This is a genomic window from Streptomyces sp. AcH 505 (assembly GCF_000818175.1).
GTDB lineage: Bacteria > Actinomycetota > Actinomycetes > Streptomycetales > Streptomycetaceae > Streptomyces.
Map to the genome: position 1 here is coordinate 118,982 of NZ_JTIY01000002.1, position 23,131 is coordinate 142,112.

Genomic DNA, 23,131 nt, shown 5'->3' on the forward strand with positions numbered 1-23,131 from the left:
CGACCATACTGCCCGCCGTGGAGCGCATCGATCCGAAAATCCAGCCCGTACCCGCAGCGGGGACCGATCCCGGATACATCCCTGGGCTCATGGCACCCCGTACCGCCGAGGAGGCCGACGACACCGTCCCCGAGGAAGCGCCGCAGGACGCCGCCGAGCAGGAGGCCGGGAGCCCGGCAGCGGGAGAGCCCGGCGCCGAAGAACCCGCCGCCGCGGAACCGGCCGCAGGGGAGGCCGACGACGACGTGCCGCCGGCCGCCGACGCAGCCGGAGGGCCCGTCTTCGAGGTCAGCGACCGGCGCAGCTCGATGTCCGCCGACCGTTCCGGGGTCCGGCTCCAACTGGACGGCGAAGAAGCGGAGTTCCGCTGGGACGAGATCGGCGCCGTCGAAGTCGGCAGCCCCCGCTTCGGGCGCCGGTTCGCCGTCACGGTCCACACCACGGACCGCCACTCGTACGAGGCGGACGTCGAGGCACCCGCCAGGAGCAGCCTCAAGGAGTGGGAGGCCGAACTCGACGCGGTTCTGGACGCCTACTTCGAGGAAGCCTGACCCCTCCCCGGGACCCCCCGGCACCCGGACGGACCCGTCCCGGTGGCCGGGGCTCAGGGCCTGCTGTCCACTGGGGCTGGCGGCCCCGCCTGGGCCGGCCTCGCGCTGCCCGCACGGGGTGGCCGGACGGACCCAGAGGAGTCCCTGAATGAGACAGCACACCAGGACAGTCACAGCGACGGCCGCCGCCCTGCTGTTCGCAGCGGCGGTCGCCGGGTGCTCCGGCAGCGGCAGTGACAACGACAGCCACACCACCGGCAGCCACGACAGCGGCCGCAAGGTCGAGGTGGCAGCGTCGGCCTCCGCCTCTGCCTCCGCTTCGGCCACGTCAGCGGCGAAGCCCACCCTGTCCGTCGCGAAGGGGTCGCTCGGCAAGATCCTGGTCGACGACAAGGGCCGGACGCTGTACCTGTTCGAGAAGGACACCAAGACCAAGTCGAACTGCACGGGCGCGTGCGCCACGGCGTGGCCGCCGCTGACCGACAAGACCAAGCCGACGCTGGGCAGCGGCCTCAAGGCCAACCTGCTCACGACGATCACCCGGGACGGCGGCCTCAAGCAGGTGACGTACAACGGTCACCCGCTCTACCGGTTCCAGGGCGACACGAAGGCCGGCAACACCAACGGCCAGGGTCTCAACAACTTCGGCGCCAAGTGGTACGTCGTGGACCCGTCGGGCAAGAAGATCACCAAGAACGCGCAGAACAGCGGCGGAACCGGTTACTGACCCCTGGCCAGTGCGGCCGGTCCGGCCGACGAGCGTTTCGGAGACCTCATGCTGTTGTCACTTCACACCGGCCGGGCACGGTTCGCCGCCGTCGCCTCCGCCGTCTGTCTGACCGCCCTCGTCGGCTGCTCCGACAGCAACGGCGGTGGCAGCGGTGACAGTTCGTCAACTCCCGCCGCCACCACCGCCGTACCGAGCCCGTCCGGCAGTTCGTCCTCCTCGGCGCAGCCGGGGAAGACGGCGGCGAAGGTCGTCATCAAGAACTTCAAGTTCAAGCCCTCCACACTGAGCGTGGCGCCCGGTACCAAGGTCACCGTCACCAACTCGGACACGACGACGCACACCATGACGGCGACCAAGGGCAAGGCCTTCAACACCGGCGACATCGCGGTGGGCAAGACCGTCACCTTCACCGCACCGTCGAAGGCGGGCGCCTACCCGTTCGACTGCACGATCCACCCGTTCATGACGGGCACACTCACCGTCAAATAACCCGGTCCCCGCCGCCGGCCGGCGGCTCGAATGGAGCAGCCATGCCGTCATCGACCTCCGGTCGTCTTCTGCGGGGAACAGCCCGGGTGCTCGCCGCCGCGGGACTCGCGGTCGACGCCTATCTGCACGCCCATCTGGCCGACAGGTACGACGCGATCACGACGACCGCGATCAGCCAGGGCACCCTCTTCCGCATCGAGGCGGGCGCCGCCGCGCTGGCGGCGCTGCTCGTACTGGTGTGGCGGCGGGTGCCCGGTGACGTCTTCGCCTGGTCGGTCGCGGCAGGCGGCCTCGCGCTCCTGCTGGTGTACCGCTACGTCAACGTCGGGGAACTCGGCTGGTTCCCGAACATGTACGAGCCGATCTGGTACGGCCAGAAACGGCTCACCGTCATCGCCCAGGCGGTGACCATCGTGACCACCGTCTATCTGCTGATCTTCCGGCCGCACCGCGACGCCGCCACCGCAGGCGGCGGCGGCTCGCGGCACGGCCACGGCCGGCGCCGGCGCACCTGACGTACCGGGGCGAATTCACCTGATCGCAATGAAACGATCTCGACACACACCCCCACCAGGTGTAATTCTCGCGCCATGCACCTCAGCGCCCGGGCCTGGCTGCCCGCCGTCCTCGTCATAGCCGCCGGCGCGGCCGCCGGCTGCGCCCCGCAGGAGTCGTCCACGTCCACGGACGCCTCCTCCTCGTCCGCCGCTTCCCCCGCCGCCGCCTCCTGCGCCAAGGGACAGCTGGCGACCGCCACCAAGGGGAAGCTGACCGTAGGGACGGACAAGCCGGCGTACGCGCCCTGGTTCCAGGACGACGACCCGGCGAACGGCAAGGGCTTCGAGTCCGCGGTGGCCTACTCCGTCGCGAAGGCGCTCGGCTACGGGAAGGACCAGGTCGTCTGGCAGACCGTGCCGTTCAACAACTCCTTCGCACCGGGCGCGAAGAAGTTCGACTTCGACATCAACCAGGTCTCCATCAGCGACGAGCGCAAGCAGGCCGTCGACTTCTCCTCCGGGTACTACGACGTCCGCCAGGCCGTCATCGCGCTCAAGTCCTCGCCGTACGCCAAGGCGAAGAGCGTCGCCGACCTCAAGGGCGCGAAGCTCGGCGCCCAGGTCGGCACCACCAGCCTCGACACCGTCAACGAGATCATCAAGCCGACCCGGAAGCCGGCCGTCTTCCAGAAGAACGACTTCGCCAAGTCCGCGCTGAACAACAAGCAGGTCGACGCCATCGTCGTCGACCTGCCCACCGGCTTCTACATCACATCGGCCGAGGTCACCGACGCGAAGGTGGTCGGCCAGTTCGCCCAGGCGTCGGGCACACCCGAGCAGTTCGGCCTCGTCCTCGACCGGGAGAGCACACTGACGGGCTGCGTCACGGCGGCCGTCGACGGGCTGCGCAAGGATGGCACGCTCGCCGCCCTGGAGAAGCAGTGGCTGTCCGAGGCCGTGGACGCGCCGGTGCTCAAGTGACCGAGGAATCCGCCGTCCGCGAGGCCTACACACCCTCGCGGCGGCGGCTGGAACGCGAACGGTACAAGCGGGCGAGAAGCCGCCGTGCCACCGGCGTGGCCACCCTCTCCACACTGGTGACGGCGGCCGTGCTGTACTTCGTCATCACCGGCTCGCCGGGCTGGCAGCGCACCCGTGAGGTCTTCTTCAGCGGCAAGTACGCCAGGATCGCGCTGCCCGACGTCCTCGAAGGACTGCTGCTCAACCTGAAGCTGCTCGCCATCTGCGGTGTGTGCGTCCTGGCTCTCGGGCTGCTGCTGGCCGTCGCCCGCACCCTGCGCGGCCCCGTCTTCTTCCCGCTGCGCGCCCTCGCCACGGCCTACACCGACTTCTTCCGCGGACTGCCCCTGATCATCTGCCTGTTGGTCATCGTCTTCGGTGTACCGGCACTGCGGCTGCAAGGGGTGCCGACCGACCCCGTGGTGCTCGGCGGCGCCGCCCTCGTGCTGACCTACTCCGCCTACGTCGCCGAGGTCTTCCGGGCCGGCATCGAATCCGTACACCCCTCCCAGCGCGCCGCCGCCCGCTCGCTCGGGCTGTCCTACGCCAAGGCCCTGCGCTACGTGGTGCTGCCGCAGGCGGTGCGGCGCGTCATCCCGCCGCTCCTCAACGATCTCGTGTCGCTCCAGAAGGACACCGGACTCGTCTCGATCGCCGGCGCCGTCGACGCCGTCTACGCGGCCCAGATCCTCTCCGGCAAGTACTTCAACTTCACGCCGTACGTCGTCGCCGGACTCGTCTTCGTCGCGCTCACCATCCCGATGACCCGCTTCATCGACTGGCTGACCGCCCGGACCGACCGCAGGCGCGCCCAGGGAGGCACCGTATGACCGCCGACGCCACGCCGGTGCTGCGGCTCGACGCCGTACGCAAGACCTTCGGCGACGGCCGGGTCGTGCTGCGCGACGTCAGCCTCGACGTGCCACCGCACACGGTGACCGCCCTGATAGGTGCCTCGGGCTCCGGGAAGTCCACACTGCTGCGCTGCGCCAATCTGCTGGAGGAGATCGACGACGGGGCGATCTTCCTCGACGGCGAGGACATCACCGACCCGCGGACCGACCCCGACGCGGTGCGCCGCAGGATCGGCGTGGTGTTCCAGTCGTACAACCTCTTCCCGCACATGACCGTCCTGCAGAACGTCACCCTCGCCCCGCGCCGGGTCCTCGGCACACCGCGCGAGGAGGCGACGGCGCGGGCCATGGAGCTGCTGGTCAGACTGGGGCTCGGGGACAAGGCGCAGGAGTATCCCGACCGGCTGAGCGGCGGCCAGCAGCAGCGCGCCGCGATCGTACGGGCCCTCGCCGTACGGCCCCGGCTGCTGCTCCTGGACGAGATCACGGCGGCCCTCGACCCGGAGCTGGTCGGCGAGGTGCTGTCGGTCGTGCGGGACCTCAAGGAGGAGGGGATGACCATGGTCCTCGCCACCCACGAGATGGCCTTCGCCCGGGAGGTGGCCGACCAGGTGTGCTTCCTGGACGACGGGGTCGTCCTGGAGCGCGGTACACCGGACGAGGTCTTCGGCGACCCCCGGCAGGAGCGGACGCGGCGGTTCCTCAGCCGGATCGTGGCGGCCGGGCGCTTGTAGGCCGCGCACCCGATTTTCACGGTCCTGATACAGCCCGTGGCAGTGATACTCAGCGGACATCCCCCGGAGTACTGTGAACGTAACGGGGGCGTGTCGCCGTCGGTCGTGTGTACCGGGTTGTCCCCGGTGGCCGGCGAGGTTGGAGGCGTGGGCCTCCGGAAGGCGTGGTCGCCCTATGGATGTGGGTGAGGGGGCGCTGGAGGTGGGGGAAACGACCTATGTGCGCGGCAGATGAGTCTTCGCAGAGCCCGGTAGGAGCGGTCGGCAGGGTTACCGTGCCGATCCCGGACGGGGGACCCGGCGAGGTCCTGGTGGCCGTACGGGGTGGCTCCGAGGCGTACGCGGCGTGGTCCGACCGGCCGATCGGACAACACATCAGGGTGATTGTCACCGACAGCATCTCGGCGCGATCGGTGATGGTGGAGCCCCTTCCGTCCTGAGACCCCGGTGCCCGGATTTTCCCGGGCCCCGTTCTCCGGACAAACGTGTAGTACGAAACCATGTAGTACGACAGGAGTTTCGCCATGCTGTTCTGGCATGTTCCAGCGCCCAACGAGGCAATGCTGATCTCCGGCTCCAAACGACAGGTCCAGGACACCCAGTTCCGGATCGTCACGGGCCACGGAAGCTTCGTCCTGCCCATCAAGCAGAAGGCCCGCATGCTCTCGCTGGCGCTGCGGGAGGCGGAGATCGCCGAAGACTGCGTGACACAGCAGGGCATCCGGCTGACGGTGCGTGCGGTGACCGTCTTCAAGGTCGGCGACGACGCGGTGTCGATCGCGAACGCCGCCCGGCGCTTCCTGGCGGAGCAGGACCGGATGGAGGAGCTGGTCGGCAGGATCTTCGCCGGTCATCTGCGGTCCATCATCGGCGGCCTGACCGTCGAGCAGATCATCCGCGAGCGGGACAGGGTCGCCCAGGAGGTGAAGGCGGGCAGCCACAGCGAGATGGAGAAGCTCGGCATCGTCGTGGACGCCCTGCAGATCCAGGAGATCGAGGACGCCACCGGCTACATCAACAACCTCGCGGCGCCGCACGCCGCGGCCGTCGCCAGCCAGGCGCGTATCGCCGCCGCCAGGGCGGACCAGGAGGCGGCGGAGCGCGAGCAGCAGGCGGAGGCGCTGAAGGCCGAGTACGAGCGGGACACCTCGATCAAGCGGGCCGGCTTCCAGGCCGAGACCGAACAGGTCAGGGCGCGCGCGGCGCAGGCGGGACCGCTCGCCGAGGCGAAGGCGTCGCAGGAAGTCATCGAGCAGCAGACGGCTCTGGCGGAGCGTCAGGCCCAACTGGCCGCCCAGCGGCTCGAAGCCGAGGTCAGGCGGCCGGCCGACGCGGAGGCGTACCGGCAGCGGACACTGGCCGAAGCGGCCCGCGACCAGGCGAAGTTCGAGGCGGACGGCAGCGCGTACGCCGAACGGACCCTCGCCCAGGCGCAGGCCGACGCGAACAGCGCACGCGCCGAGTCGCTGCGGGACGGCAACCAGGAACTCATCGCCGCCAACCGCATCGTCGAGGTGCTGCCGGCACTGGCCGACGCCGCCGCGCGGGGCATGGCGGACTCGAACCTCACCATCCTCAACGGCACCGACGGTGTCAACGAGATGGCGGCGGGTCTGGTCGGCCAGGGCATGGCCATCCTGAACTCGCTCCAGCGGCGCACCGGTTCGGGCGGCGCGGGTGCGGGCGGCGATACGCCGAACCAGAGCGTGAACGGCAACACACCGGCCCGTACGGGCGAGTCCAGGTAACCGTCGCACAGCAGGAGCCCGGCCCGTCCCCGGCAGGGGATCAGCCGGGCTCCCGCGCGTCCGGGGACGACTCCGGTGGCGCGTCCGGGGGAGTGGCGGCCGGAGCCTCGGCCAGCCGTTTGATGACCGACAGCCGGGCGTCCCAGTCGGCCGCGATCCGGTCCATCCAGCGGGCCGTCGCACCGAGCCCTTCGGGGCGGACCGTGAACCGCGCCTCACGGCCCTCCCTGCGGCCCGCGACCAGGCCCGCCTTGTCCAGTACGGCGAGATGTTTGACGATCGCCTGACGGCTGACCGGCAGCTCCGCCGCGAGGACCGTGGCCGTCGCCTCGCCGTGCGCGGCGAGGGCGTCCAGGATCCGGCGTCTGGTCGGGTCGGCCAGCGCGGTGAGGACGTCCGTCACCGCGTCCTGCGCGGAATCAGCGGTCATTCGCCGGTCACTCCGAGTCGAGCTGGGCGTACTTCTGGATGTTGCCCACCATCTCGGTCCAGCCCTCGCTGTGGCTCGCGTGCGACGCGGCGTGGCTGCGGTCCTCGGGGATGTCGAGGGCGGCGAAGCCGGTCTCCACCACGCGCAGGTGCGTGCCCTCGCCCTGCGGGGTGAGGGTGAACTCCACCAGGGTCGAGTTGGTCTCGTCGGCCACCTGGTCGGGGAAGGCGCTCGCCCAGCGGTACGCGAAGTACCGCGGCGGGTCGACGGTCACGACCGTCGTCCGGAACACCCCGTACTCGCCGTGGTCCAGCACCATGATGCCGCCGGGCCGCAGGTCGACCGGGGTGGGCTTGCCCTGCCCGAACCAGCTGCCGACGTGCTCGGGTTCGGTCAGCACCGCCCAGACGCGCTCGATCGACGCGTCGATGGTGATGTCTCGTTCGATCCGGTCCTCGGACATGGGAAGTCCCTCCACTCGGAAGACAGCCTCTCGGCCTTCACGTGCAACTCCAGAGTTGCACGTGCCGGAGGGACGTGCAACCTTTGGGTTGCACCAAGCGGTCAGTGGGTGCGTGTGGCGACCATCCCGATGGTGACCAGGCCGAGCACCACCCAGCCGAACCAGAGCCAGCCGTTGCTGCCGAGCGCCGCCGTGTAGGCGGTCACCATCACCAGTGCACCGACGGTGAGCACACCCATGGTCTTCGTGGATCCGGACATGTCGTCTCCTCCCGGCCGAGGGCCGTGACTGCCATCCTCACCCGCCACCCGCACTTCGCGCTACTACGGGCCTGTCCGGCCCTGATCCGTCGGACAGGCCCTACTGCCTCGCCTGCAGCGACGCGAGATACGCGTTGTACGCCGCCAGCTCCTTGTCGCCGTCCCGGTCCGCCGCGCGGTCCGAGCGCTTCGCCTGGCGCTGTTCCGAGCGGTACCACTGGTACACCAGCGCGATCAGCACCAGCACGGACGGGATCTCGCTGAACGCCCAGGCGATACCGCCCGCCGCGCTCTGGTCGGTCAGCGCGTCGATGCCGAGCGAGCCCGGCGGGTTCTTGTACGCGTTGATCATCGGCTCGCTCGCCATCATCAGCGCGATCCCGAAGAAGGCGTGGAACGGCATCCCGGCGAACAGCTCCAGCATCCGCATCACGTAGCCCGGCCGGTGCGGCCCCGGGTCCACCCCCATGATCGGCCAGAAGAAGACCAGACCCACGGCGAGGAAGTGCACCATCATCACGACGTGCCCGGTCTTCGACTCCATCAGGAAGTCGAAGAGCGGGGTGAAGTACAGCCCGTACAGGCTCGCGATGAACAGCGGGATGGTGAAGGCGGGGTGCGTGACCACCCGCATGAACCCGCTGCGCAGGAACGCCAGCAGCAGCTCGCGCGGCCCCTTCCTGCCGCGCGTCGCAGCGACCGGCAGCGCGCGCAGGGCCAGCGTCACCGGAGCGCCGAGCAGCAGCAGGATCGGCGAGACCATGCTGATCACCATGTGCTGCACCATGTGCACGCTGAACATGACCATGCCGTAGTCGTTCAGCCCGGTGCACATCATCAGCGCCACCGTCAGCACGCCGAGCCCGAAGGCCACGGCGCGCGTCACCGGCCAGCGGTCACCGCGCCGCACCAGCCGCGCCATGCCCCAGCCGTACAGGAGGAGCGCCAGCACACAGCCGACCAGGAAGAACGTGTCGGGCGAGTACGCGAGCCCCCGTCCCAGCGTGAACGGCGGCAGATCCATCGTCATACCGTGCCCGCCGTGGTCCATCCGTGAGCTCCCGAGACAGTCCTGATTCGTACCTGTTGTCCGAACCAGACTAGGACCGCCCCGGATCCCCCTCGCGCGCGGGGCCCTCTCAGCCGCGCGTCACAGCACGCACTCCGCCTCGGCGTACCGCTCGGCCGGCACGGTCTTCAGCGTCTCCACGGCCTCCGCCAGCGGCACCATCACGATGTCCGTGCCGCGCAGCGCCGTCAGCATGCCGAACTCGCCGCGGTGCGAGGCCTCGACGGCGTGCCAGCCGAACCGGGTCGCCAGGACCCTGTCGTACGCGGTCGGCGTACCGCCGCGCTGCACATGACCGAGTATCACCGGCCTGGCCTCCTTGCCGAGCCGCTCCTCCAGCTCGATGGAGAGCTGCCGTGCCACCCCGGCGAAACGCTCGTGGCCGTACGCGTCCTTCACGCCGACGTCGAACTCCATCGAGCCCTCGCGCGGCTTGGCGCCCTCGGCGACCACGACGATGGCGAACCGCTTGCCCGCCGAGAACCGCTTGCCGACCAGCTCGGTCAGCTCGCCGATGTCGAAGGGCCGCTCGGGCACCACGATCGCGTGGGCGCCCGCCGCCATGCCGGAGTGCAGCGCGATCCAGCCGGTGTGCCGCCCCATGACCTCGACGATCAGCACCCGCTGGTGCGACTCGGCGGTGGTCTTCAGCCGGTCCAGCGCCTCGGTCGCGACCCCGACGGCCGTGTCGAAGCCGAAGGTCACGTCCGTCGACGCGATGTCGTTGTCGATGGTCTTCGGGACACCGACGATCGGCAGCCCCGCGTCGGAGAGCAGACTGGCCGCCTTGAGCGTGCCCTCGCCGCCGATCGGGATGATCGCGTCGAGACCGAGGTCGGCGACATGGCCCCTGGCCCGCTCCACGCCGTCCCGCAGATGGGCGGGCTGGACCCGGGACGAGCCCAGGATCGTGCCCCCGCGGGCCAGGATCCCGCCCACGGCGTCAAGGTCGAGCTTGCGGTAGTCGCACTCCAGGAGACCCTTCCACCCGTCGTGGAAGCCGATCACCTCGTCGCCGTGGTCGACGACGGCGCGATGCACGACGGACCTGATCACGGCGTTGAGGCCGGGACAGTCGCCGCCGGAGGTGAGCACACCAATTCGCATTGCCCGGATTACCTTTGCAACGTGGGCCGGGGCCGGACCACATCGTCCGGTCTGGTCGCCGCCAGCCTACCGGCGCGAAGCGGCCGGACCGAACCCGCAGTCCGCCTGCTGGACACCTGCTCAGGTGGGTCCAGCAGGCCTCAAGCGGGCGGCCCGGCCGTGGTCCTGCGGCGCTCGTACGACGGTCAGGCGGGCTGTGTCGCCGCGGCCACCCGCTCGGCGCGCAGCGCCTCGAACCACCGGTCGTCCGTCGGCGGCAGCGCGTTGACGTCCAGCGCCAGCTTCAGCAGCAGATCCGCGATCTGCGGGTTCCGCGCCATCACGGGACCGTGCATGTACGTACCGAAGACGGTGCCGTTGAACGCGCCCTCCGTACCGTCCCCCGTACCGTTGCCCTTCCCGAGCCTGACCCGGGCGAACGGCCGCGCGGCGGGGCCGAGATGGGTGATGCCCTGGTGGTTCTCGAAGCCCGTCAGGGGCGGCAGGTTGAGCTGCGGGTCGATGTCGCCCAGCACGTCGCCGACGCACCGCTCGCCCTCGCCCCGGGTGGAGACCACGTCGAGCAGCCCAAGACCCGGCTCGCGCTCACCCAGGTCGTTGATGAACTCGTGGCCGAGGATCTGGTAGCCGGCGCAGACCGAGAAGATGATCGCGCCGTTTGACACGGCGCGGCCGAGCCCGCCGTCCCTGCGCAGCCGCTCGGCCGCCAGCCGCTGCGGGCGGTCCTCGCCGCCCCCGATGAGGTAGATGTCACCGGAGGTGGGGATCGGCTGGTCGCTGCGTACGTCGACCCGGGTGACCCCGAGCCGCCGCTGCCGGGCCCTGCGCTCCACCACGAGGGCGTTGCCCTGGTCCCCGTACGTGCTCAGCAGGTCCGGATAGATCCACACCAGCCGCAGGCTGCTCTCACTCATGCTCGCTCGTCCTTCGTGTCAGTTGCCGACGCGGCGGCGCAGATCCTGGAACGCGGTGTAGTTGGCGATCGCCTCGATACGTCCGGGCGGCGCCGTCCGCACGGCCTCGTCCGGGCTCTCGCACACCCGGAAGTCGAGCCCGGCGACCTCGAGGCGCACCGCGAGGTCCAGCTTGCGGTCGCCGATGACGAAGATCGGGTGTCCGGCGAGCCGGGTGTAGTCGACGTCCCACAGCCACGAGGTGTCCGTACCGTCGGCGCCACGGGCGTTGACGGAGAGGATGACCGGGGTCGGCGGCGGGTCGATGAGGGAGAACGTCTCCAGCCAGCCCGCCGGGTTCTTCGCGAGCAGCAGCCGGATGTCGCGGCCGAGGAACGACACCACGTCGTACCGCCCCGCCACGGCCTGCACCTGCCACATGCGCTCCAGGGCCACCTGCGGCGGTACGCCGAAGGTCGCCGCCACGGCGGCCGACGTCGCCGCGTTCGCCTTGTTGGCGCGGCCCGGCAGCTGGAGGTGGATCGGCCAGGCCGAGCCGTGCGGGTCGAGCACGTGGTCGCCGTGCAGCACCCAGCTGGGGGAGGGCCTGCGGAAGCCGCACTCGGCGCAGAACCAGTCGTCCCCGGGGCGCTGCATCACACCGCCGCAGGAGGGGCACGACCAGGCGTCGTCCTTCCACTCCTGGCCGGCCGCCACCCACACCACGTTCGGGGACGAGGAGGCGGCCCAGACGATCAGCGGGTCGTCGGCGTTGGCGATCACGACCGCCTTCGTACCGGCCAGGCCCTCGCGCCACTTCTCGGCGAGCATCCGGGTCTCCGCCGCGCGGTCGAGCTGGTCGCGGGAGAGGTTGAGCAGCGCGATCGCCTTGGGCGTCGTGTCGCGTGCCACCCCGGCGAGATACTTCTCGTCCACCTCGATCACACCGAACCTGGCGTCGGAACCGCCGGCCAGGGCCGAGGTGATGCCGGCCGGCATGTTCGCGCCGAGCGCGTTCGAGACCACGGGCCCCGCGGCGCGCAGGGCTTCCGCGATCAGCCGTGTGGTGGTGGTCTTGCCGTTCGTCGCCGACACCAGGATGACGTCGAGGTGCTGCGCGAGCCGGCCCAGCAGATCGGGGTCGAGTCTCAGCGCCACCTTCCCGCCGATCACCGATCCGCTGCCACGCCCGGCAGCGCGCGACACCGCCGCTGCGGCCTTGCCCGCCGTCACGGCCAGCTTGGCCCGCGGCGACAGCGGGTCCGTGTTGCCTGCCATCGTCCTTGATCCTCCTTGGGTCGGTCCGTGGGTCAGCCTATCGAGATCCGGCCACGGACCCGAACTGCGGCACCGGGCAGAAGACGGAGGTCACGAGGACCGTACCCTGACCGGCATGCGAAACCGCCCGATCCCCGGCAGTACCGGGCGAGTACGAGCCATGCGAATGCTCGGCGACCCGGTGCTGCACGCTCCCTGTGAACCCGTCACGGACTTCGGCCCCGCGCTCGGCGGACTGATCGAGGATCTTTACGCGACGATGTACGCGGCGCGCGGCGTCGGCCTGTCCGCCAATCAGATCGGCGTGGGGCTGCGGGTGTTCGTGTACGACTGCCCCGACGACGAGGACGTCCGGCATCTCGGACACGTCGTCAACCCGCGGCTCGTCGAGGCGGACGGGGTCGTCGTACGCGGTCCCGAGGGCTGTCTCTCGCTGCCCGGCATCGAGGCGGGAACCGAGCGGTTCGACCATGCGGTGGTCGAGGGATCCGACCGCGAGGGCGGTCCGGTACGGCTGGAGGGCGGCGGTTTCTTCGCCCGCTGCCTGCAGCACGAGTGCGACCATGTGGCCGGCACCGTCTATCCCGACCGGCTCACCGGATGGCGCAAGGCCAAGGTGCTGCGTGCGGCACGCCGGGCGCCGTGGAGCGGCTGACGCACCCCGGTCCTGGCGGTTCAGAAACCGGGGCCGCCCGCGCGGTTGTCGACGCTGGCCAGCCTGCCCCACAGCATGTCCGCCAGGGTGCGCACCAACTGCTCACGCGAGCAGGGACGTTCACCGAGCCACCAGTCGCCCGCCGCGTGCATCATGCCGACGATGCCATGACCCCAGACGCGGGCGAGCTGCTGGCTGTCGGGGCCGAGGTCGACCCGCTCCTCGATGACGGTGGCCAGCTCCTCGCCGAGCCTGCGCAGCAGCGGCGCCGAATGCCGGCCGACGTCGAACCCGGCCTCGGTCGGCTGGGCGTCCTCGGCCGGATGCATCAGGAAGCGGTACACCTGCGGGCGCGCCTCGATGGCGTACAGGTACGTGTCCAGCGTGGCCTCGACCCGCTGGCGCCGCTCGGCCGGCGCGTCCAGCGCGGCGCGCAGGGCGTCGAGCAGGGCGTCGGTGTGCCGCTTGGCCAGCGCCCGGTACAGCCCGCCCTTGTCGCCGAAGTGCCGGTACAGAATGGGCTTCGTGATGCCCGCCTCGGCGGCGATCGCGTTCATGGACGCCTGGGGTCCGTCGCGGAGCACCACGCGGTCGGCGGCCTCCAGCAACTGGCGCCGTCTCTGCTGGGCCGAGCGCTGCTGCTCGGCCTGCTGTGTGGTCTCCATCGTTTCTCCCCGCCCGTGCGATTTCTGTGCCGCTCCCGCAACGTAACACCCTGCCCGCCGCCCACGCGGATCCGGCCGAACTCTGTTGACATGGCCTACTTGCGGGTAACAGACTGTGGTTACCGCAGGTAACCATCGCGGGTGGGCGCCTCGGGCGACACGGCGCGCGACGCAGCACTGGAGGAGAACATGGCCGAGTTCACGCTCGAACTCAACGACGACCAGAAGCAGGTGCGGGACTGGCTGCACGGCTTCGCCGCCGATGTCGTCCGCCCGGCGGCCGCCGAGTGGGACGAGCGTGAGGAGACGCCGTGGCCGGTCATCCAGGAGGCGGCCAAGCTCGGCATCTACTCGCTCGACTTCTACGCGCAGCAGTTCTTCGACCCCACGGGGCTCGGCATCCCGATGGCGATGGAGGAGCTGTTCTGGGGTGACGCGGGGATAGCGCTGTCGATCGTCGGCACCGGACTCGCCGCCGTCGGCGTCCTCGCCAACGGCACCGAGGAGCAGATCGGCACCTGGATACCGCAGATGTACGGCGACGCCGACGACGTGAAGCTCGCCGCTTTCTGCTCGTCCGAGCCCGACGCCGGCTCCGACGTGGCCGCCATGCGGACCCGCGCCGTGTACGAGGAGGCCACCGACGAATGGGTGCTCAACGGCACCAAGACCTGGGCGACCAACGGCGGCATAGCCAACGTGCACGTCGTGGTCGCCGTCGTCGATCCCGAGCTGGGCTCGAAGGGCCACGCCTCCTTCATCGTCCCGCCCGGCACCCCCGGGCTGGCCCAGGGCCAGAAGTTCAAGAAGCACGGCATCCGCGCCTCGCACACCGCCGAGGTCGTCCTCGAAGACGTCCGGATACCGGGGCACTGCCTGCTCGGCGGCAAGGACAAGCTCGACGAACGCCTCGCCAGGGCCCGTGAGCGGGCCGCGGCCGGCGGCGAGCGGATGAAGAACGCCGCCATGGCCACCTTCGAGGCGTCCCGCCCCGCCGTCGGCGCGATGGCGGTCGGCACGGCGCGCGCCGCGTACGAGGTCGCCCTCGACTACGCCACCACCCGCACCCAGTTCGGCCGCCCCATCATCGACAACCAGGGCATCGCCTTCCAGCTCGCCGACATGCGCACCCGGATCGACGCGTCGCGGCTGCTGGTGTGGCGGGCGTCCTGGATGGCGAGCGCGGGAAAGCCGTTCACCTCGGCCGAGGGCTCCATGTCGAAGCTGTTCGCCAGCGAGACCGCGAAAGCCGTCACCGCCCAGGCCGTACAGATCCTGGGCGGCAACGGCTTCACCCGCGAATACCCGGTCGAGCGGATGCACCGGGACGCGGCTATCTACACGATCTTCGAAGGGACGAGCGAGATCCAGCGCCTGGTGATCGCCCGCACCATCTCGGGCGTGCAGATCCGCTAGGGCGTACGGAGAAGGCGGCGGTCAGGCGGGGAGCTGCGCCTCGATCGCGGAGACGACCTCGGGGGCGTCCGGCTCGGTGCGCGGGCGGATCCGGGCGACGACCTCGCCCTGCGGGGAGAGCAGGAACTTCTCGAAGTTCCACGAGACGTCCCCGGCCTCGCCCGCGCCGTCCGCGGTCTTCGTCAGCTCCACGTACAGCGGGTGCCGGCTCTCCCCGTTCACGTCCGTCTTCTCCAGCATCGGGAAGGTGACCCCGTACGTCGCCGAGCAGAACGTCTGGATCTCCTCGGCCGTACCGGGCTCCTGTCCGGCGAACTGGTTGCTCGGCACGCCGAGGACGGTGAAGCCCCGGTCGCCGTAGGTCTTCTGAAGCTGCTCAAGCCCGGCGTACTGCGGGGTGAGCCCGCACTTGGAGGCCACGTTCACCACCAGCACGGCCTTGCCCCGGTACTCGGCCAGAGAAGTGGGCTCGCCGGCCAGGGTGCGCAGCGGGATGTCGTACAGCGCCATCGGAATCTCCTCGGTACTCAGTAGTCCTTCCAGTGTGGACCCAGGAGATCGACGGCCGTGAACAGGCCCCCCGCCCGGCTCAGAGCTGACCCACCGACGTCACCCGGACGACGGCGAGACCCCCCTCGTCCGAGGCCGCCAGGTCCACCTCGGCGCTGATGCCCCAGTCGTGGTCGCCCTTCGGGTCGGCGAAGGTCTGGCGCACCCGCCAGAGGCCGTGGGCCGCGTCCTCCTCGATGGCCAGCAGCTTCGGGCCGCGGGCGTCCGGGCCGGTGCTCATGTCCTCGTACTCGTCCCAGTACGCGTCCATCGCCTCGCCCCACTTGTCGGCGTCCCAGCCCGACTCGGCGTCCAGCTCGCCCAGTTCACCGACCTTGTCCAGCGCCGCCAGCTCGACCCTGCGGAACATGGCGTTGCGGACGAGGACCCGGAAGGCACGCGCGTTGGCGGTGACCGGCCTGACCTGGTCGGCCTTCTCCTGGGCCTGCTCGGCCGTGTCCACCTCGGGATTGGCCAGCTGCTCCCACTCGTCGAGGAGGCTGGAGTCGACCTGCCGGACCATCTCACCGAGCCACGCCGTGAGGTCCTCCAGATCCTCCGACTTCAGATGGTCCGGAATGGTGTGTTCCAGCGCCTTGTACGCGCCGGCCAGATAGCGCAGCACGATCCCCTCGGTGCGGGCCAGCTCGTAGTGCGAGGTGAACTCCGTGAAGGTCAGGGCGCGTTCGTACATGTCACGGATGACCGACTTGGGGGAGACCGGGTGGTCGCCGACCCACGGATGGCTCGTGCGGTACGTGTTGTACGCGTGCACCAGCAGCTCTTCCAGCGGCCTCGGGTACGTGACGTCCTGGAGCCGCTCCATCCGCTCCTCGTACTCGATGCCGTCGGCCTTCATCTGGCCGACCGCCTCGCCGCGCGCCTTGTTCTGCTGCGCGGCGAGGATCTGCCGCGGGTCGTCCAGGGTCGACTCGACGACCGAGACCATGTCCAGCGCGTAGGAGGGGGAGTCGGGGTCCAGCAGCTCGAAGGAGGCCAGCGCGAAGGTCGAAAGCGGCTGGTTCAGCGCGAAGTTCTGCTGGAGGTCGACGGTGAGCCGGACGATCCTGCCCTCGGCGTCCGGGGTCTCCAGGCGCTCCACCACACCGCCGTCCAGCAGCGACCGGTAGATCGCGATGGCCCGCCTGATGTGCCGCAACTGCTGCCTGCGCGGCTCGTGGTTGTCCTCCAGCAGATGGCGCATCGCCTCGAAGGCGTTGCCGGGACGGGCGATCACCGACAGCAGCATCGTGTGTGTGACGCGGAAGCGTGAGGTCAGCGGCTCAGGGTCGGAGCCGATGAGCTTGTCGAAGGTGGTCTCCGACCAGGCGACAAAGCCCTCCGGCGCCTTCTTGCGTACCACCTTGCGGCGCTTCTTCGGATCGTCCCCCGCCTTGGCGAGCGCCTTCTCGTTCTCCACCACGTGCTCGGGCGCCTGCGCCACCACGAGCCCCGCCACGTCGAACCCGGCGCGGCCCGCCCGGCCGGCGATCTGGTGGAACTCCCGCGCGCGCAGGGTGCGTACCCGGGTGCCGTCGTACTTGGTCAGGGCGGTGAACAGCACCGTGCGGATGGGGACGTTGACGCCGACGCCCAGGGTGTCCGTACCGCAGATCACCTTCAACAGGCCTGCCTGCGCCAGCTTTTCGACCAGCCGGCGGTACTTGGGCAGCATGCCAGCGTGGTGCACGCCGATGCCGTGGCGGACGTAACGCGACAGGTTGCGGCCGAACTTGGTGGTGAAGCGGAAACTGCCGATCAGATCGGCGATCTTGTCCTTCTCCTCGCGGGTGCACATGTTGATGCTCATCAGCGACTGGGCACGCTCGACGGCCGCCGCCTGGGTGAAGTGCACGATGTACACCGGGGCTTGCCGGGTCTCCAGCAGCTCGGTCAGCGTCTCCGTGATCGGCGTCAGACGGTACTCGTACGACAGCGGCACCGGGCGGGTCGCCGACCGTACGACGGAGGTCGGCCGGCCCGTACGCCGGGTCAGATCCTCCTCGAACCGCGACATGTCACCGAGCGTCGCCGACATCAGGATGAACTGGGCCTGCGGCAGTTCCAGCAGCGGGATCTGCCAGGCCCAGCCGCGGTCCGGCTCGGCGTAGAAATGGAACTCGTCCATGACGACCTGGCCGATGTCGGCGTACTTGCCGTCACGCAGCGCGATGGAGGCCAGCACCTCCGCCGTACAGCAGATGACGGGCGCGTCGGCGTTGACGGAGGCGTCACCGGTCAGCATGCCGACGTTCTCGGTGCCGAAGAGTTTGCACAGGTCGAAGAACTTCTCCGAGACCAGCGCCTTGATCGGCGCGCTGTAGAAGGTGACCTTGTCCTGGGCCAGCGCCGTGAAGTGCGCACCCGCCGCGATCAGGCTCTTTCCCGACCCGGTGGGGGTCGAGACGATCACGTTGGCTCCCGAGACCACCTCGATCAGCGCCTCCTCCTGAGCCGGGTAGAGCGCGATGCCCTGGCCTTCGGTCCAGGAGGAGAACGCCTCGAAGAGGGCATCGGGGTCGGCATCCGGCGGCAGCTGATCGATGAGGGTCACCACCCCATCTTGCCTGCCTTCCGCCCGGATGAGGGAACCGGACGACGCCTCGAAGATCATGGAAGGTAGCCTGCGGTCTCAACTGACCATGAATAACAACTGCAATGGGGCGGGTACGACGATGATGGGACCGGCACACTCACTGTCAGGGGCGGCGGCCTGGCTGGGGGTGGGTGCGGCGGCGGCAGCCGCAGGACACAGCATGCCGTGGCCGGTACTGGCCGTGGGCGCCCTGATATGCGCGGGCGCCGCGCTCGCCCCCGATCTGGACCACAAGGCGGCGACCATCTCGCGGGCTTTCGGACCCATCTCACGCGGGCTGTGCGAGATCGTCGACAGGATGTCGACCGCCGTCTACAAGGCGACGAGGAAGAAGGGCGACCCGCGCAGGAACGGCGGCCACCGCACCCTGACCCACACCTGGCTGTGGGCGGTCCTGGTCGGCGCTGGGGCCTCGGGCCTCGCGATCGTCGGCGGCCGCTGGGCGGTCCTCTTCATCCTCTTCGTGCACATGGTGCTGGCCGTGGAGGGGCTGCTGTGGCGGGCGGCGCGGATGTCGAGCGACGTCCTGGTCTGGCTGCTCGGCGCGACCAGCGCGTGGATGCTGGCGGACATCCTGGACGAGCCGGGCAACGGCGCGCACTGGCTGTTCACCGGGGTCGGTCACGAGTACGTCTGGCTGGGGCTGCCGATCATCCTCGGCGCGCTCGTGCACGACATCGGTGACGCGATCACCGTCTCCGGCTGCCCGATCCTGTGGCCGATCCCGCTGGGCCGTAAGCGCTGGTACCCGATCGGGCCGCCGAAGTTCATCCGCTTCAGGGCGGGCGCCTGGGTGGAGATCAAGGTCCTGATGCCCGCGTTCATGGTGCTGGGAGGGGTCGGCGCCGCGGCGGCGCTGGGCGTGTTCTGACCCGGCGCCGCTCGCGCGTCAGCCGGCCGACAGGTCGGACATGTCGAGCACGAAGCGGTAGCGCACGTCGTTACGGCCGAGCCGGTCCAGGGCGTCGTTCACCCGCGCCGAGGGCAGCAGCTCGATATCGGCCGTGACGCCGTGCTCCGCGCAGAACTCCAGCATCGCGGCGGTCGCCGGCGTACCGCCGCTGCCGGCCGACGTGAGCTTCTTGCGGCCGGCCAGCAGGTCCATCGTCTCCACAGCGACGGGGCCCAGATACCCGACCTGGCTGAGGGTGCCGTCCATGGCCACCACGCGCAGATACGGGCCGAGGTCGTGGACGGCCGAGATGGTGTCGATGACGACGTCGAAGCGGTCACGCGCCTCGGCCATCCGCGCCTCGTCCGTGGAGACCAGCAGATCGTCGGCGCCCAGCTTGCGGGCGTCGTCCGCCTTGTCCGCCGTGCGGCTGATGACCGTCGTCCGGGCGCCGAGCGCCACGGCGAACTTGACCGCGAGATGGCCGAGCCCGCCGAGCCCTGCCACGGCGACCCGGGTGCCGGGGCCCACGCCGAGGGCGCGCAGCGGCTCCCACACGGTGATTCCGGCGCACAGCAGCGGGGCCGCCGCGGCCGGGTCGAGGCCGGCGGGCAGCGCGTAGACGAAGCGGTCGCGTACGACGTACTCGCGTGAGTAGCCGCCGAGGGTGGTCGAGCCGTCATGGCGGTCGGTGCCGCTGTACGTCAGGGTCGGGAACTCCCGGCAGAAGTTCTCCTGCCCCGCCTCGCACATGACGCACACGCCGCACGAGTCGACGATGTTGCCCACGGCCACCGGGTCGCCCACCGCGAAACGGGTGACCTCGGGGCCGACCTCGGTCACGGTCCCGGTGAACTCGTGGCCCGGCACCAGCGGCGCGTCCTGCGCACCGGTACGGGCGGTCAGGGCGTGCAGATCGGTGTGGCAGACACCGCAGAAGTCCACCTGTACGGCGATGTCGTCGGGGCGCAGCTCGCGGCGCTCCAACGGGGTGCGGCGCAGCGTCGTGCCGGGTCCTTCGGCGCGCCAGCCAACTGTGGTCCTCATGCCAACTCCTCAAACAGACTGTTCGGTCTGTTTTAGCGTAGGCCCATCGAGGCCGCCAAGCAAACCAACTGTTCTGTTTGGTAAGGTGGCGGACATGGCCGACCAGTCCCTGACCGCGCGCGGCGCCGCGACCCACAAACGCATCCTCGACGTGGCGACCGTGGAGTTCGCCGAGCACGGGATCGCCGGGGCGCGGATCGAGCGGATCGTGGCGGCGGCCCGCACCAACAAGGCGCAGCTCTATGCCTACTTCGGCAACAAGGAAGGGCTGTTCGACGCGATCTTCTTCGGCATGATGGAGCGGATCGTCAACGTCGTCCCCATCGACGCGGGCGACCCCGGCGACCTCGCCGACTGGGCCGTACGCCTCTACGACGAGTACCTCGCCCGCCCCGACCTCATCCGGCTCGCCACCTGGGCGCGCCTGGAGCGTCGCCCGGCAGGGCACCTCGTCGAGGAACACGAACGCCTCGACCAGCGCAAACTGCGGGTCATCGCCGAGGCACAGGCGGCGGGGCTGGTACGGCAGGGGAACCCGTTCGACCTGATGGCCATGGTCATCGCGATGTCCATGGCCTGGTCGCCGGTCAGCAACGTCTACGCGGCGACCGCCGGAGAGCCCGCCGAGGTGCACGAACAGCGCCGGGCACTCCTGCGCGAAAGCGTCAGACGTGCCACGGCGCCGGCCGACGCCGCGTCATCACCGGTGTGACCACGCAGCGAGAGGACGGGGCCGGACCACGGCGCGAGCCCCGCCCCGAGGGCGGACGACGATACTTCGCGGACACTCCCTAGCCGTGCCAGGAGCGCCACAGCGCCGCGTACGCCCCGTCCGCCGCCACCAGCTCGTCGTGGCTGCCCAGTTCGCTGATCCGGCCCTGCTCGACCACCGCGATCACATCCGCGTCATGCGCCGTGTGCAGCCGGTGCGCGATCGCCACCACCGTGCGCCCTTCGAGGACCCGGGCCAGTGAGCGCTCCAGATGCCGGGCGGCCCGGGGGTCCAGCAACGACGTGGCCTCGTCGAGCACCAGGGTGTGCGGATCGGCCAGGACCAGCCGCGCCAGCGCGACCTGCTGCGCCTGCGCAGGGGTGAGCGCGACACTGCCCGAGCCCACCTCCGTGTCGAGCCCTTCGGCGAGGCCGCGCGCCCAGCCGTCGGCGTCGACCGCCTCCAGCGCCGTCCACAGCTCGGCGTCGTCGGCGCCGGTACGGGCGAGCCGCAGGTTGTCCCGCAGCGTGCCGACGAAGACATGGTGCTCCTGGTTGACCAGGGCCACATGCTGCCGCACCCGCTCGGCCGGCATCAGGGACAGCTCGGCGTCGCCCAGCGTGACCGTACCGGTCCGCGGACCGTAGATACCGGCGAGCAGCCGCCCCAGCGTCGACTTGCCCGCGCCCGACGGGCCGACCAGCGCCAGCCGGGTGCCGGGACTGACGTTCAGCGTCACCTGATGCAGTACGTCCACCCCTTCGCGGTAGCCGAAGTGCACCTCGTCCGCGCTGACCGCGCGGCCCGCGGGCACCACCGACTCGTCGCCCGCCGCCGGTTCGATGTCCCGTACGCCCACCAGCCGGGCGATGGACACCTGGGCGACCTGCAACTCGTCGTACCAGCGCAGGATCAGCCCCACCGGGTCGACCAGCATCTGCGCGAACAGCGCTCCCGTCGTGAGCTGGCCGACGTCGATCCAGCCCTCCAGGACGAAGGCGCCGCCCATCACCAGGACCGCGAGGAAGATCACCACATTGGTCAGGTTGATGACCGGGAACAGCACCGAGCGCAGGAACAGCGTGTACCGCTCCCAGCCGGTCCACTCCTTGATCCGCCGGTCCGACAGCGCCACCCGGCGCCCGCCGAGCCGGTGCGACTCGACCGTGCGGCCCGCGTCCACGGTCTCGGTCAGCATCGCCGCGACCGCCGCGTACCCCGCCGCCTCCGAGCGGTACGCGGAAGGCGCCCGCTTGAAGTACCAGCGGCAGCCGACGACCAGCAGCGGCAGCGCCACCAGCACGGCGAGACCCAGCGGCGGGGCGGTCACGATCAGCGCGCCGACCAGCAGCAGCGCCCACACGACACCGATCGCCAGCTGCGGCACCGCCTCGCGCATGGCGTTCGCCAGCCGGTCGATGTCGGTGGTGATCCGGGACAGCAGATCGCCCGTCCCCGCCCGCTCCAGCACCCCGGGCGGCAGCCCGACCGACCGGACCAGGAAGTCCTCGCGCAGATCGGCCAGCATCTCCTCGCCGAGCATCGCGCCGCGCAGCCGGACCGTCCGGGTGAAGACCGTCTGGATGACCAGGGCGACAGTGAACACCGCGGCCACGCGCCCCAGATGCAGTTCGCGCGCCCCGTCGGACAGCTCCTCCACGATGTTGCCCAGCAGGTACGGGCCGACCATCGAGGCGATCACCGACACGGCGTTCACCGCGATCAGCACGACGAACGCCGTACGGTGCCGCTTCAGCAGCTCGGACACATACGCCCGGACCGTCGCCGGTGTGCCGACCGGCAGGGTCGTCGCCGACTCCGGGGCCGCCGGGTCGTACTCCGGTCGTGCCACGCCGATCATGCGGACTCCTCGATGAGCTGTTCCTGTTCGGTCTCCCGGGTGACGACCGCCCGGTACTCGCCGTTGTCGCGGACGAGTTCGCGGTGGCTGCCCGCGGCCGTCGCCGCGCCGTCGTGCACGAACACCACCCGGTCGGCGTGGTCGAGCAGCAGCGGCGACGAGGCGAACACCACCGTCGTGCGGCCGGTCCGCAGGGCCTTCACGCCCTCCGCGATCCGCGCCTCCGTGTGCGAGTCGACCGCCGACGTCGGCTCGTCGAGCACCAGCACCTCCGGGTCGGTGACCAGCGAACGGGCCAGCGCCAGGCGCTGGCGCTGGCCGCCGGAGAGCGACCGGCCGCGCTCGGTGATCCGCGAACGCATCGGGTCGCCCGTCCCGTCGACGGACGCCTGCACGAGCGCGTCGAGCACATCGCCGCACTGCGCGGCGGCAAGTGCCTTCGCCGGGTCGACGGCGCCCGACGACGGCACGTCGAGCAGTTCGTCGAGGGTCCCCGACAGCAGCACCGGATCCTTGTCCTGGACCAGCACACTGGCCCGCGCAGCGTCCAGCGGCAGATCGTCCAGCGCCACCCCGCCGAGCAGCACCGACGGGCTCTTCTCCTCCTCGGCGGCA

General features: G+C 70.4%; 25 protein-coding genes. 12 read left to right on the forward strand and 13 right to left on the reverse strand.

Features of this window, described 5'->3' with window-relative positions; all coding sequences use genetic code 11:
- The first annotated feature begins 17 nt into the window (after positions 1–17).
- The 8 genes from HY68_RS30665 (at position 18) to HY68_RS30705 (ending at position 6,623) form a co-directional block, all read left to right on the forward strand.
- Positions 18–551: a hypothetical protein gene (locus HY68_RS30665; protein ID WP_241778811.1), complete on the forward strand. Its 534-nt coding sequence runs from the start codon at positions 18–20 to the stop codon at positions 549–551.
- A gap of 148 nt (positions 552–699) precedes the next feature.
- Positions 700–1,278 carry a hypothetical protein gene (locus HY68_RS30670; RefSeq protein WP_041997965.1) on the forward strand — a complete coding sequence of 193 codons (579 nt, stop codon included), beginning with the start codon at positions 700–702 and terminating at the stop codon, positions 1,276–1,278.
- A 48-nt stretch (positions 1,279–1,326) separates the two neighbouring features.
- Positions 1,327–1,770, forward strand: coding sequence for a cupredoxin domain-containing protein (locus tag HY68_RS30675; protein ID WP_041997967.1), 444 nt, complete (start codon positions 1,327–1,329; stop codon positions 1,768–1,770).
- Positions 1,771–1,811: 41 nt separating this feature from the next.
- Positions 1,812–2,285: a hypothetical protein gene (locus tag HY68_RS30680; protein WP_052457325.1), complete on the forward strand. Its 474-nt coding sequence runs from the start codon at positions 1,812–1,814 to the stop codon at positions 2,283–2,285.
- Positions 2,286–2,360: 75 nt separating this feature from the next.
- Positions 2,361–3,248 (forward strand): ABC transporter substrate-binding protein, encoded by an 888-nt coding sequence (locus HY68_RS30685; RefSeq protein WP_041997969.1) that lies wholly within the window; start codon positions 2,361–2,363, stop codon positions 3,246–3,248.
- Positions 3,245–4,117, forward strand: a complete 873-nt coding sequence (locus HY68_RS30690) for an amino acid ABC transporter permease (protein WP_241778812.1) — start codon at positions 3,245–3,247, stop codon at positions 4,115–4,117. Before HY68_RS30685 ends, HY68_RS30690 begins: the two co-directional genes overlap by 4 nt.
- Positions 4,114–4,875, forward strand: coding sequence for an amino acid ABC transporter ATP-binding protein (locus tag HY68_RS30695; RefSeq protein WP_041997973.1), 762 nt, complete (start codon positions 4,114–4,116; stop codon positions 4,873–4,875). Before HY68_RS30690 ends, HY68_RS30695 begins: the two co-directional genes overlap by 4 nt.
- A gap of 524 nt (positions 4,876–5,399) precedes the next feature.
- Positions 5,400–6,623 carry a flotillin family protein gene (locus HY68_RS30705; protein ID WP_041997978.1) on the forward strand — a complete coding sequence of 408 codons (1,224 nt, stop codon included), beginning with the start codon at positions 5,400–5,402 and terminating at the stop codon, positions 6,621–6,623.
- A gap of 40 nt (positions 6,624–6,663) precedes the next feature.
- Here the strand turns inward: HY68_RS30705 and HY68_RS30710 are convergent, their stop codons facing one another.
- From HY68_RS30710 to HY68_RS30740, 7 genes are all read right to left on the reverse strand, one after another.
- Positions 6,664–7,053: a metalloregulator ArsR/SmtB family transcription factor gene (locus tag HY68_RS30710; protein WP_052457327.1), complete on the reverse strand. Its 390-nt coding sequence runs from the start codon at positions 7,051–7,053 to the stop codon at positions 6,664–6,666.
- Positions 7,054–7,060: 7 nt separating this feature from the next.
- Positions 7,061–7,516, reverse strand: coding sequence for an SRPBCC family protein (locus HY68_RS30715; RefSeq protein WP_041997980.1), 456 nt, complete (start codon positions 7,514–7,516; stop codon positions 7,061–7,063).
- A gap of 101 nt (positions 7,517–7,617) precedes the next feature.
- Complete coding sequence (locus tag HY68_RS44255) at positions 7,618–7,776, reverse strand: hypothetical protein (protein ID WP_041997981.1); 159 nt, start codon at positions 7,774–7,776, stop codon at positions 7,618–7,620.
- A gap of 100 nt (positions 7,777–7,876) precedes the next feature.
- Positions 7,877–8,827, reverse strand: a complete 951-nt coding sequence (locus tag HY68_RS30725; protein ID WP_041997983.1) for a cytochrome c oxidase assembly protein — start codon at positions 8,825–8,827, stop codon at positions 7,877–7,879.
- Between the two features lie 99 nt (positions 8,828–8,926).
- Positions 8,927–9,952 (reverse strand): 6-phosphofructokinase, encoded by a 1,026-nt coding sequence (locus HY68_RS30730; protein ID WP_041997984.1) that lies wholly within the window; start codon positions 9,950–9,952, stop codon positions 8,927–8,929.
- 185 nt (positions 9,953–10,137) lie between these two features.
- Positions 10,138–10,866: a glutamine amidotransferase gene (locus tag HY68_RS30735; RefSeq protein ID WP_041997986.1), complete on the reverse strand. Its 729-nt coding sequence runs from the start codon at positions 10,864–10,866 to the stop codon at positions 10,138–10,140.
- Between the two features lie 18 nt (positions 10,867–10,884).
- Positions 10,885–12,123, reverse strand: a complete 1,239-nt coding sequence (locus tag HY68_RS30740) for a MurT ligase domain-containing protein (RefSeq protein WP_041997988.1) — start codon at positions 12,121–12,123, stop codon at positions 10,885–10,887.
- A gap of 115 nt (positions 12,124–12,238) precedes the next feature.
- Here HY68_RS30740 and def point away from each other — a divergent pair, with 115 nt between their 5' ends.
- Positions 12,239–12,778: a peptide deformylase gene (gene def / locus HY68_RS30745; RefSeq protein ID WP_041997990.1), complete on the forward strand. Its 540-nt coding sequence runs from the start codon at positions 12,239–12,241 to the stop codon at positions 12,776–12,778.
- A 20-nt stretch (positions 12,779–12,798) separates the two neighbouring features.
- Here the strand turns inward: def and HY68_RS30750 are convergent, their stop codons facing one another.
- Complete coding sequence (locus HY68_RS30750) at positions 12,799–13,443, reverse strand: TetR family transcriptional regulator (RefSeq protein WP_041997992.1); 645 nt, start codon at positions 13,441–13,443, stop codon at positions 12,799–12,801.
- 189 nt (positions 13,444–13,632) lie between these two features.
- Here HY68_RS30750 and HY68_RS30755 point away from each other — a divergent pair, with 189 nt between their 5' ends.
- Complete coding sequence (locus HY68_RS30755; RefSeq protein ID WP_042000260.1) at positions 13,633–14,859, forward strand: acyl-CoA dehydrogenase family protein; 1,227 nt, start codon at positions 13,633–13,635, stop codon at positions 14,857–14,859.
- 21 nt (positions 14,860–14,880) lie between these two features.
- On the opposite strand, the gene HY68_RS30760 is transcribed toward HY68_RS30755, so the two are convergent.
- Together HY68_RS30760 and HY68_RS30765 are read right to left on the reverse strand one after the other, a co-directional pair.
- A complete protein-coding gene (locus tag HY68_RS30760) occupies positions 14,881–15,369 on the reverse strand; it encodes a glutathione peroxidase (protein WP_041997994.1) in 489 nt (162 codons plus the stop codon).
- Positions 15,370–15,448: 79 nt separating this feature from the next.
- Complete coding sequence (locus HY68_RS30765; protein ID WP_198533454.1) at positions 15,449–18,022, reverse strand: DEAD/DEAH box helicase; 2,574 nt, start codon at positions 18,020–18,022, stop codon at positions 15,449–15,451.
- A 61-nt stretch (positions 18,023–18,083) separates the two neighbouring features.
- Between HY68_RS30765 and HY68_RS30770 the strand changes: the two genes are divergently transcribed.
- Complete coding sequence (locus HY68_RS30770; protein WP_041997996.1) at positions 18,084–18,875, forward strand: metal-dependent hydrolase; 792 nt, start codon at positions 18,084–18,086, stop codon at positions 18,873–18,875.
- Between the two features lie 18 nt (positions 18,876–18,893).
- Here the strand turns inward: HY68_RS30770 and HY68_RS30775 are convergent, their stop codons facing one another.
- Positions 18,894–19,943 (reverse strand): NAD(P)-dependent alcohol dehydrogenase, encoded by a 1,050-nt coding sequence (locus HY68_RS30775; RefSeq protein ID WP_041997998.1) that lies wholly within the window; start codon positions 19,941–19,943, stop codon positions 18,894–18,896.
- Positions 19,944–20,037: 94 nt separating this feature from the next.
- Here HY68_RS30775 and HY68_RS30780 point away from each other — a divergent pair, with 94 nt between their 5' ends.
- Complete coding sequence (locus tag HY68_RS30780) at positions 20,038–20,655, forward strand: TetR family transcriptional regulator (protein ID WP_041998000.1); 618 nt, start codon at positions 20,038–20,040, stop codon at positions 20,653–20,655.
- A 79-nt stretch (positions 20,656–20,734) separates the two neighbouring features.
- Here HY68_RS30780 and HY68_RS30785 read toward each other — a convergent pair whose 3' ends face one another.
- Both HY68_RS30785 and HY68_RS30790 read right to left on the reverse strand, forming a co-directional pair.
- Positions 20,735–22,516: an ABC transporter ATP-binding protein gene (locus tag HY68_RS30785; protein ID WP_041998002.1), complete on the reverse strand. Its 1,782-nt coding sequence runs from the start codon at positions 22,514–22,516 to the stop codon at positions 20,735–20,737.
- Positions 22,513–23,131 (reverse strand): ABC transporter ATP-binding protein (locus tag HY68_RS30790; RefSeq protein WP_157874533.1); only part of this gene is annotated, 619 nt, incomplete at its 5' end. The genes HY68_RS30785 and HY68_RS30790, both read right to left, overlap by 4 nt.